Annotated in this window: 11 protein-coding genes; 2 read left to right on the plus strand and 9 right to left on the minus strand. The window is 72.7% G+C overall.

Translation table 11 applies throughout. From position 1 onward, the window contains the following. From M8J74_RS24265 to M8J74_RS24285, 5 genes are all read right to left on the minus strand, one after another. On the minus strand, positions 1 to 168 hold a 168-nt coding region (locus tag M8J74_RS24265; protein ID WP_249838484.1), incomplete at its 3' end, for a response regulator. Continuing rightward, entirely contained in the window at positions 165 to 1,460 is a 1,296-nt protein-coding gene (locus M8J74_RS24270; RefSeq protein ID WP_249838476.1) for a sensor histidine kinase, read from the minus strand. The genes M8J74_RS24270 and M8J74_RS24265, both read right to left, overlap by 4 nt. Positions 1,461 to 1,479: 19 nt before the next feature. Beyond that, entirely contained in the window at positions 1,480 to 2,322 is an 843-nt protein-coding gene (locus M8J74_RS24275; RefSeq protein WP_249838477.1) for an ABC transporter permease, read from the minus strand. Then, positions 2,319 to 3,257, minus strand: a complete 939-nt coding sequence (locus tag M8J74_RS24280; protein ID WP_249838478.1) for an ABC transporter ATP-binding protein — start codon at positions 3,255 to 3,257, stop codon at positions 2,319 to 2,321. The genes M8J74_RS24275 and M8J74_RS24280 overlap by 4 nt, the downstream gene beginning before the upstream one ends. Positions 3,258 to 3,406: 149 nt before the next feature. After that, the gene (locus M8J74_RS24285; protein WP_249838479.1) at positions 3,407 to 3,748 is read right to left on the minus strand and encodes an ArsR/SmtB family transcription factor; all 342 of its coding nucleotides are present in this window, start codon (positions 3,746 to 3,748) and stop codon (positions 3,407 to 3,409) included. A 145-nt stretch (positions 3,749 to 3,893) separates the two neighbouring features. Between M8J74_RS24285 and M8J74_RS24290 the strand changes: the two genes are divergently transcribed. Further along, a complete protein-coding gene (locus M8J74_RS24290) occupies positions 3,894 to 4,871 on the plus strand; it encodes a quinone oxidoreductase family protein (protein ID WP_249838480.1) in 978 nt (325 codons plus the stop codon). A gap of 141 nt (positions 4,872 to 5,012) precedes the next feature. Next, positions 5,013 to 5,759, plus strand: a complete 747-nt coding sequence (locus M8J74_RS24295) for an IclR family transcriptional regulator (protein WP_058926939.1) — start codon at positions 5,013 to 5,015, stop codon at positions 5,757 to 5,759. On the opposite strand, the gene M8J74_RS24300 is transcribed toward M8J74_RS24295, so the two are convergent. From M8J74_RS24300 to M8J74_RS24315, 4 genes are all read right to left on the minus strand, one after another. Next, complete coding sequence (locus tag M8J74_RS24300) at positions 5,747 to 6,886, minus strand: aromatic ring-hydroxylating oxygenase subunit alpha (protein ID WP_249838481.1); 1,140 nt, start codon at positions 6,884 to 6,886, stop codon at positions 5,747 to 5,749. The genes M8J74_RS24295 and M8J74_RS24300 overlap by 13 nt on opposite strands. Before the next feature lie 160 nt (positions 6,887 to 7,046). After that, complete coding sequence (locus M8J74_RS24305) at positions 7,047 to 8,207, minus strand: NAD(P)/FAD-dependent oxidoreductase (protein ID WP_249838482.1); 1,161 nt, start codon at positions 8,205 to 8,207, stop codon at positions 7,047 to 7,049. Further along, the gene (locus tag M8J74_RS24310) at positions 8,204 to 8,566 is read right to left on the minus strand and encodes a bifunctional 3-phenylpropionate/cinnamic acid dioxygenase ferredoxin subunit (RefSeq protein ID WP_058926936.1); all 363 of its coding nucleotides are present in this window, start codon (positions 8,564 to 8,566) and stop codon (positions 8,204 to 8,206) included. Before M8J74_RS24310 ends, M8J74_RS24305 begins: the two co-directional genes overlap by 4 nt. Before the next feature lie 226 nt (positions 8,567 to 8,792). After that, positions 8,793 to 9,149 (minus strand): MBL fold metallo-hydrolase (locus M8J74_RS24315; RefSeq protein WP_249838483.1); only part of this gene is annotated, 357 nt, incomplete at its 5' end.

Below are 9,149 nucleotides of genomic sequence, written 5' to 3' on the forward strand. Positions count from 1 at the left end.
CCGCACGTCCATCAGCACCACGTCGGGGCGCAGTTCGGCGGCCTTGCGGACGGCCTCGGCGCCGTGCGCGGCCTCCCCTACCACGTCGGTCTCCGGGACGGATTCCAGCAGGATGCGGAAGCCGTAGCGCTGCAGGTGCTGGTCGTCGACGATGAGCACGGTGGTCACCGGGCGCCCCCCTGCGGGGTGAGGTCGAGCGTGGCCCGCACGCTCCAGCCGCCGCCGGGCGCGGGGCCGGCGCTGACGCTTCCGCCGTAGAGTGCCGCCCGTTCGCGCAGGCCCACCAGCCCGTGTCCTTCCTCACCGGGCGGTCCGGGCAGCAGGGCGGGCCCGCTGTCGCGGACGCGGACGGTCAGGGAGGTGTCCTCGACGAGGACGGCCAGGTGCACCCGGGTGTCGGGGCCCGCGTGCTTCAGGGTGTTGGTGAGGGCTTCCTGGACGATCCGGTACACCGTCAGCTGCACGCCGCCGTCGAGCGCGTCGACGTCTCCGGCGGTCCGGTAGACGACCTCCAGGCCCGCGGCGCGCACACCGGCGCACAGGGCGTCGATGTCCGCGAGGCCGGGTTGCGGGCTGAGCGCGGGCGCGGCGGGGGACGCGTCCGCGCTCTCGCGGAGCACGCCGAGGACGCGCCGCAGTTCGCCCAGCGCCTGCCGGCCGGTGTCGCCGATGAGCCGCAGGGCCTCCTTGCCGCGCTCGGGGGCGAGATCGGTGGCGTAGCCGCCGGCGTCGGCGAGGGTGATGATGACGGACAGGTTGTGGCCGACGATGTCGTGCATCTCGCGGGCCACCCGGGCCCGTTCGGTGGCGACCGCGAGTCTGCCGCGCTGGTCGCGCTCGATCTCCAGCCGGTCGGCCCGCTCGCGCAGCCCGGCGAGCTGGGCCCGGCGGATGCGCACCGTCAGGCCGAGCGCGAGGGCCGCGGTCGCGGTGCTCAGCAGGAAGAACAGGGCGTCCCAGACGGACACCGCGTGGGCCACGCGCAGCGCGACGACGGTCATGGCGGCCGCGACCACCGCGCACGCCCACGGCAGCTGCCGCAGCCGCCCGTGCAGCGCCAGGCTGTACAGGGCGATGAACAGGGCGATGTCCGCGCGCAGCCCGGCGTCCAGGGACCACTGGAGCAGGAAGACGGCCGTGATGACGCCGAACGTCGCCAGCGGCCGTCGGCGCCGCCACAGCAGGGGCAGGACCAACCCGGCCTGCAGCGCCAGCACAGCCGGCCACGGCAGGTCGGTGAGGGCGAGGCGCAGCCGGTGGGGTCCGTCGCCGCCGGAGACCGCGCCCGTGGCGTGCAGCAGGTCCGGCACGCAGAACAGCGCGAGGACCAGGACCACGACCGCGGTGTCCAGCACCCAGGGGCGGGCGCGGTCGGCCTGCCGCAGGCGCTGGCCGGCCCGTGCGAGGCGGGCGAGCAGCGGCCCCAGTCCGGCGGCGTCGTCGAAGGTCACGGATGTCACCCGTCCATGGTGCAGGGGGTCAGACGTCGGTGCGCACCAGCCGGTACGCCGCGCCGGCCAGGGCGAGGGCCGTCCAGCCGAGGAAGACGCCCAGTCCGGCGCCGGGCGAGAGGGTGGTGGCGTCGTGGGTGAGGGCGTACATCGCCTGGCCCGCGTTGCCGGGCAGGTAGGGGCCGATGTCGCCCTGCCAGGAGCTGGGCAGCAGGGTGACCAGGCCGGGGATCAGCATCAGAGCGGCGACCAGGACGGAGATCCCGCCGGCGACCGAGCGCAGCAGCATGCCGAGGGCCGCGCCGATGACGCCGACCAGGCCGAGGTAGAGCCCGGCGCCGAACAGGCCGCGCAGGACACCGGCGTGCGTGAGGCTCATGGCGGCCGGCGTGCCGGAGAGGATGCCGCTGCCGATCTGGAAGGCGGCGAACGCGCCGGCGGTGCCCACGACGAGGACGACCGTGCCGTACAGGGCCGCCTTGGCCCACAGCACGGGCAGGCGGCGCGGCACGGCGGCCAGCGTCGAGCGGATCATGCCGGTGGAGTACTCGCCGGCGGTGATCAGGACGCCGAGGACGCCCAGGGCCAGCTGGGCGAAGTTCGTGCCGAACAGGGACAGTTCGAGGCCGGTCGAGCTGGCGAAGTCCCGGTCCAGGGTGCCGGAGGCGTAGCCCGACCTGTAGCGGGTGGCGGCGATGAGCCCGAACGCGACCAGGAAGAGCAGTCCGAGCGCCAGGGTGATCCAGGTCGAACGCAGCGACCACAGTTTGGCCCACTCCGAGCGCAGCACTCCCCGGGTGCTGACCCGGTAGGCGGGGCGTGCGGGGCCGGCGTTGCGCGGTGTCTCGGTACCGGCGGTGAGGGTGCTCATGCCGCCCTCCCGGGGGTCCGGTCGGCGGTCGTGGTGGCGTGGTACTCCACCGCGTCCCTGGTCAGGTCCATGAAGGCCTGCTCCAGCGACACCGTGCGGGGGGTGAGTTCGAACAGGGCGATGCCGTGGTCCGCGGCCGCGAGGCCGATCTCGCGGGCGGTGAGCCCGGTGACCTGGAGTTCCTCGGAGCCGACCTGCCCGGTGATGTCGACACCGGGTCCGGCCAGCGCCTCGCGCAGCCGTGCCGGGTCCTGGGTCCGCACCGTGACGGTGTCGCCGCCGGCGCGGCGGACCAGGTCCGCGACGGTGGTGTCGGCGAGCAGCCGCCCCCGGCCGACGACGATCAGGTGGTCGGCGACCAGGGCCATTTCGCTCATGAGGTGGGAGGAGACGAAGACGGTACGGCCCTCCTCGGCGAGGCTGGTCAGCAGGGTGCGGATCCACAGCACGCCCTCGGGGTCCAGGCCGTTGACCGGTTCGTCCAGCATCACGGTCCGCGGGTCGCCGAGCAGTGCGGCGGCGATGCCGAGCCGCTGTCCCATGCCGAGGGAGAAGGCGCCTGCCCGCTTGCGGGCCACGCTGCCCAGACCGGCGAGGTCGATGACCTCGTCGACGCGGCGGCGGGGGATGCCGTGGGTCAGCGCCAGCGCCCTGAGGTGCTGGTAGGCAGAGCGCCCGGGGTGGATCGACTTGGCCTCCAGCAGCGCCCCCACCTCCTGCAGCGGTGCGCGGTGGCGGGCGTAGGGGCGGCCGTCGACCGTCACGGACCCGGCGGTCGGGGCGTCCAGCCCGACGATCATGCGCATGGTGGTGGACTTGCCGGCGCCGTTGGGTCCCAGGAAACCGGTCACGGTGCCCGGCCTGACGACGAAGTCCAGATGGTCGACGGCCGTCTTCTCGCCGTACCGCTTGGTCAGTTGCTGTGCCTCGATCATCCGCGTGCTCTCCCTCGGTCCGCGGCGCCCGTCGGACGCCGCACCACCCACGCTAGGAATCGAGACGTCCGTTTCGGTGGTACCGCGGGCCGATCCGCGGTCGGGGCGTGGTACCCGGGTACTACGCCGAACCGGGGACGGCGGCCGGGTCAGTCCCCGTCGGCGCGCAGCACCAGGTCGAGCAGGCCGGGGAAGCGGGCGTCGAACTCCTCGCGGCGCAGCCGGTTGACCCGCCGGGGTCCCTCGTCGCGCTGTTCGACCAGGCCGGCGCCGCGCAGGACGGAGAAGTGGTGGCTGAGCGCCGCCTTGCCGACGGGCACGTCGAAGCCGCCGCAGCTCCGCGTCCACTCCGCGGAGCCCGCGAGCTCGCGGACGAGCTGCAGCCGCACGGGGTCGGCGAGCGCGGACAGCGCGGTCAGTACGGACACGTCCGCGGGATCCGTGTGCACCGGTGCCGCCCGGTGACCGCCGCCGACCGCCTGCTTCGCCATGCCCCTCTGCCCTGTCCCGCGCGCCGTGCGGGTTCGTCCCGAGGCGCGCGCCGCCGCTTGCCGAGTGTTCGATCCGTATCTTACAGTCCCAGTGTTCGCTTTCCGTTGAACACTTTGAACACTTTCCCGAGAGGCGGTACGGCCCATGCGCGCGGTGGAGTTCCAGGAGTACGGCGGCCCCGAGGTGCTGAAGGTCGTCGAGGCCGGCGTCCCCGAGCCGCGGGCCGGGCAGGTGACCATCGACGCCGCGTACGTCGGCGTGAACTTCGCGGACCTCAAGGCACGCACGGAGGGCTACCGCGTGCGGTCGCTGCCCTTCCGTCCGGGCCTGGAGGTCTCCGGACGGGTCCGGGCCGTCGGTGAGGGCGTCGAAGGACTGCGGTCCGGCCAGGACGTCGTCGCCCTGACCGACAGCGGCGCGTACGCGGAGGTCGTGCTCGCCGAGGCCGCCTCCGTCTTCCCGCTGCCCGAGGGCCTGGACGCGCGGACCGCGGCGACGCTGCCCACCGTCCTGCCGACGGCGCACGCCCTGCTCCACGAGGTGGGGCGGCTGCGCGCCGGGGAGAGCGTGCTGGTGCACGGTGCGGCCGGCGGCGTCGGCACGGCGGCCGGGCAGCTCGCACGGGCGGCCGGCGCCGGCGCCGTCTACGGCGTGGTCTCCTCGCCGGACAAGGCCGCCCACGCCCTCGAGCACGGCTATGACGAGGTGTTCCTCGCCGACACCTTCGCCGAGGACGTCCGCCGCGCCACCGGTGGCCGGGGGGTCGACCTGCTGCTCGACCCGGTGGGCGGCGACACTTTGCGCCGGGGGCTGGACGCGCTCGCCGTCTTCGGACGCCTGGTGTCCTTCGGCAACGCGAGCGGGGCCGAGCCGTGGCAGGTCGGACAGCCCGAGCTGTACCCCTACGGCCGTTCCGTGGCCGGCTTCTCCATCCTGGGGCTGACGCAGTCGGCCCCCGAGGCGCTGCGTTCCCTCGCCGAGCGGGCCTTCCGCACGGTGACCGATGGCACCGTCAGCCTCCCGGTCACCGCGGAGTTCCCGCTGTCGGAGGCGGCCGAGGCGCACCGGCTGATGGGCGGGCGCACCTCCACGGGCAAGCTGCTGCTGCGCGTCCGGGACTGAGGACGCACCCCTCACCGGCCGGCCGAACACGTCGGCGCCGAAGGTACCGACAGGTAACTCTTTGTGCCGTACTACGCGTATAGTTTCGCTGTGAGCAACCACAGCACAGACACCGAAACGTCAAATTCGCAGGCCGGCGGAGTGCAGTCGGTCGACCGTGCCATCAGCGTCCTGGAGATCCTGGCCCAACGCGGCGAGGCCGGCGTCAGTGAAGTGGCCGCCGAGATCGATGTTCACAAGTCGACCGCGTTCCGCCTGCTCGGCGCCCTGGAGGCGCGCGGTCTGGTGGAGCAGGCGGGTGAGCGGGGGAAGTACCGGCTCGGCTTCGGCATCGTGCGGCTGGCCGGCGCGGTCACCGGGCGCATCGACATCACCCAGCAGGGCCGCCCGGTGTGCGAGCGTCTCGCCGAGGAGATCGGGGAGACCGTCAACATCGCGGTGTTGCAGGAGCATTACGCCATCAACCTGTACCAGGTGCGCGGGCCGGCGGCGGTCACCGCGCACAACTGGGTAGGCCAGCTCACCCCGTTGCACGCCACGTCGAGCGGCAAGGTCCTGCTGGCGTACCTGCCCGCCAAGGAGCGCGCCGCGCTGCTGGCCGAGGCGGGCCTGAAGAAGGTCACCCCGCACACCATCACCTCCAAGGCCAAGCTGGAGAAGCACCTCGCCGAGGCACGGGAGGCCGGATACGCCTGGACCATGGAGGAGTTGGAGATCGGGCTGCACGCCATGGCCGCCCCGGTCCTCGACCGGGACGGCGAGGTCATCGCCGCGGTCACCGCCTCCGGGCCCTCGTACCGCTTCACCGAGGAGCGCATGCGCGAGCTGGCCCCGGTGCTGATCAAGGGCGCGGAGGAGATCAGCCACCGCATGGGCTACCTGGGCTGAGGAAGCCCGCCGCTGAGCCGTTCGTTCACCCAGTCGTGGAAGGCGCCGATGTGGTGCTCGCTGGGAACCAGCACGCCACCCTTGGCGTACATCCGTGAGCTCATGCCGGGCTGCGTGCGCTCGCACGCGTCGAAGTCCTGCTGGTTGACGCGGTGGAAGAGTTCCACGGACCGGGTGACGTCCTTGCCGCTGTCGACGACGTGCGGGAGATACAGCCAGTCGCACTCGACGATCGTGCGGTCGACCGACACCGGGTACATGCGGTGGAAGATCACGTGGTCGGGGACGAGGTTGATGAACACCTGCGGCTTGACGGTGATCGCGTAGTAGCGGCGGTCCTGTTCGTCGCCGACGCCCGGGATGCGGTCGAGGCCCTCGCCGCCGTCGACGGTGAAGCCCCGGACCTCCTCGCCGAACTCGGCGCCGTGGCCGACGTAGTACTGCGCGGCGTAGCCGTCCGCGAACTCCGGGAGCACCTCGGTGAGTTCGGGGTGGATGGTGGCGCAGTGGTAGCACTCCATGAAGTTCTCGATGATGAGCTTCCAGTTGGCCTTCACGTCGTAGGTGATGCGCCTGCCGACGGAGAGGTTGTCGATGTCGTAGTGCTCGATCGACTCCACGTCGCCCAGCCGCTCGACGACCGCCCCGATGACGTCCTCCTCGAAGGAGGGCGGGTTCTCCGCGAGGCAGACCCAGACATAGCCGAGCCATTCGCGTACGGCGACGCTCGCGAGGCCGTACTCGGTCCGGCCGACGTCGGGCATCTTGGTGAGGTTGGGGGCGGCGACGAGCTTGCCGTCCAGGCCGTAGGTCCAGGCGTGGTAAGGGCATTGGAAGGCGCGCTTGACCTGGCCGGACTCCTCGGTGCACAGCTTGGCGCCGCGGTGCCGGCAGACGTTGAAGTAGGCGCGGATCGAGCGGTCGCGGGCACGGGTGAGAAGGATGGACTCGCGGCCCACGTCGACGGTGCGGAAGGCGCCGGGCGCGGCCAGTTCGGAGGCGCGCGCCACGCAGAACCACATCGTCTCGAATATGCGCTCCTGCTCCTGGGCGAAGACCGCCGGGTCCGTGTAGGAGGAGCCGGGCAGGGTGGCGATCAGGCTGTCCGGCAGGCTGGTCGAGGTCACGGTGCACTCCTCGGGGAACGTCGTGGAGGGGTCATTCACGCGCCGGGAAGAGCGACTCCGGACGGCGTTGGGGCGATACGCGCTAATGTTGTCCATTACGCAACTGCGCGTGCTGTACGCAACCGCTGGAACCGCAGCATGTGATGCCGCGGCGACGGTGTCAAGACGTGGCGGCGAGCTGCTTGCGCCACCGCATGAACAGCCGGGGCTGGTTCATCCCGAGCACGGCGACCGGTTCTCCGGCGCGCCGGTACACGGCGAGGACGTCGCGGTCGTCCACGGCGCCCGCCTCGACGGTCACACTGTCGGTGCCGGCCGCGTGACCGGCGAACTGGATCTTCACGCCGTACTGGTCGGACCAGAAGTACGGCGGCCTGGGTACGCCCGGTTCCACGGCGCCGCCCGCCAGCAGCGCGGTCACGGCGGCGTCGGGGCGTTCTCGCGCGCCGGTCCAGTGCTCGACGCGGCGGTGGGCGCCCGCGCGCGGGTCGTACCAGTTGGCGCAGTCGCCGACCGCGACCACGCCGGCGAGGCTGGTGCGCCCGTCGGCGCCGCACTTCACGCCGTTGTCGAGCGCGACGCCGGAGCCCTCCAGCCACTCGACGCACGGGCGGGCGCCCACGCCGACGACGACGATGTCGGCCGGCACGCTGCGGCCGTCCTCCAACAGCACGGCGTCCACGTGCTTCTCGCCGCCGAGGCCCTTGACGCCGACGCCGCACAGCAGCCGTACGCCGTGGTCGGCGTGGAGGCCCGAGACGACGGCGCCCATGGTCTCGCCGAGAGGCCCGGCGAGGGGAGTCGGGGCCGCCTCGACGACCGTGACGTCCAGGCCGAGGGTGTACGCGGTGGAGGCGACCTCGGCGCCGACGAATCCGCCGCCGATCACCACCAGGCGTCCACCGCGGGCCAGTTCGGCCCGCAGCGCGCGGGCGTCGTCGAGGGTGCGCAGGGTGTGCACGCCGGCCAGGCCCGCGGAGCCCGGCAGGGTGCGGGCGGCGGCGCCGGTGGCGATGACGACGCCGTCGGCGCGCACCTCCCGCCCGTCGGCCAGCCGCAGGGCACGGGACGCGCGGTCGAGCCCGGTGGCGCGGGTGCCGAGCAGCCACTCGGCGCCCAGGTCCTCGCCCTCGGCCTCCAGCCCCAGGTCCGCCTCGCCGAGGGTGCCGGCCAGGAACTCCTTGGACAGCGGCGGCCTGTCGTACGGGCGGTGGGTCTCGTCGCCGATGACGACGAGCCGTCCGTCGTAGCCCTGCCGGCGCAGCGAGCGCGCCGCCGACAGACCCGCCAGCGACGCGCCCACCACGGCGACGGTCCTCACGCGGGACCTCCGGCGAGCCGGGAGGCGATGCACGGCGGCAGGTTGGGGGCGTCGGTCGACACCCGCACATAGATCATGCCGTCCTCGACGACGACCTCGTGCGTGCGGACCGGCAGCTTGGCCGGGGGCGCGTCGACGGCACCGGTGCGCAGGTCGAACTTCGAGGCGTGCAGCGGGCATTCGACCTCGCAGCCCTCCAGCCAGCCGTCGGCGAGCGAGGCGTCCTGGTGGGTGCAGGTGTCGTCGATGGCGAAGACCTCGCCGTCGTCGGTGTGGAACACCGAGACGGGCGGGTCGATGTCGAGCCGGAAGGCCTCGCCTCGCGGGAGATCCGCGAGACGGCACGCGGGAATCATCATGACACCTCGGTGCGTATAGCGAAACGGATTGCGGTAAGCGCAACATCAGTCTGAGGTCGCCCAGAATGCTTGTCAAGGAGTTCCGACGCCGCGACAACCCGTAACGCGAGGTTGCTTCATCCGCAACATCGCGCGCGATACGAGACAGGAAAAGCGGCAGCCCGCCGTTCCGTCCGGCGGGGGCCGGACGGAACGGCGGGCGTGGGCGAGGCGGAGGGGACGGCGGTCAGAAACCGCGGTCGATCCACTCCTGGAGGTGGGGCGCCTCGGCGCCGAGGGTGGTCGTCTCCCCGTGTCCGGTGTGGACGACCGTGTCGCCGGGCAGCGTCAGCAGCCGCTCCCGGATGGACTCCACGATGGTCGGGAAATGGGAGTACGACCGCCCCGTGGCGCCGGGGCCGCCGGCGAAGAGGGTGTCACCGCTGAAGAGCGCCCCCAGGGCCGGTACATGGAGACAGACCGCGCCGGGGGCGTGGCCGGGGGTGTGCAGCACGGTCAGCTCGACGCCCGCGACCGAGAGCACCTGCCCGTCGGCGAGTTCGGCGTCGGGCGAGCGGTCCGGGTGGGTCTGCTTCCACAGGGG

This window comes from Streptomyces panaciradicis, from assembly GCF_023516615.1.
GTDB lineage: Bacteria > Actinomycetota > Actinomycetes > Streptomycetales > Streptomycetaceae > Streptomyces > Streptomyces panaciradicis.

Coding starts and splice junctions, on each gene's coding strand:
- M8J74_RS24290 (WP_249838480.1), top strand. CDS start 3,894: ATGCGCGCGGTGGAGTTCCAGGAGTACGGCGGCCCCGAGGTGCTGAAG.
- M8J74_RS24280 (WP_249838478.1), bottom strand. CDS start 3,257: ATGATCGAGGCACAGCAACTGACCAAGCGGTACGGCGAGAAGACGGCC.
- M8J74_RS24275 (WP_249838477.1), bottom strand. CDS start 2,322: ATGAGCACCCTCACCGCCGGTACCGAGACACCGCGCAACGCCGGCCCC.
- M8J74_RS24285 (WP_249838479.1), bottom strand. CDS start 3,748: ATGGCGAAGCAGGCGGTCGGCGGCGGTCACCGGGCGGCACCGGTGCAC.
- M8J74_RS24310 (WP_058926936.1), bottom strand. CDS start 8,566: ATGATGATTCCCGCGTGCCGTCTCGCGGATCTCCCGCGAGGCGAGGCC.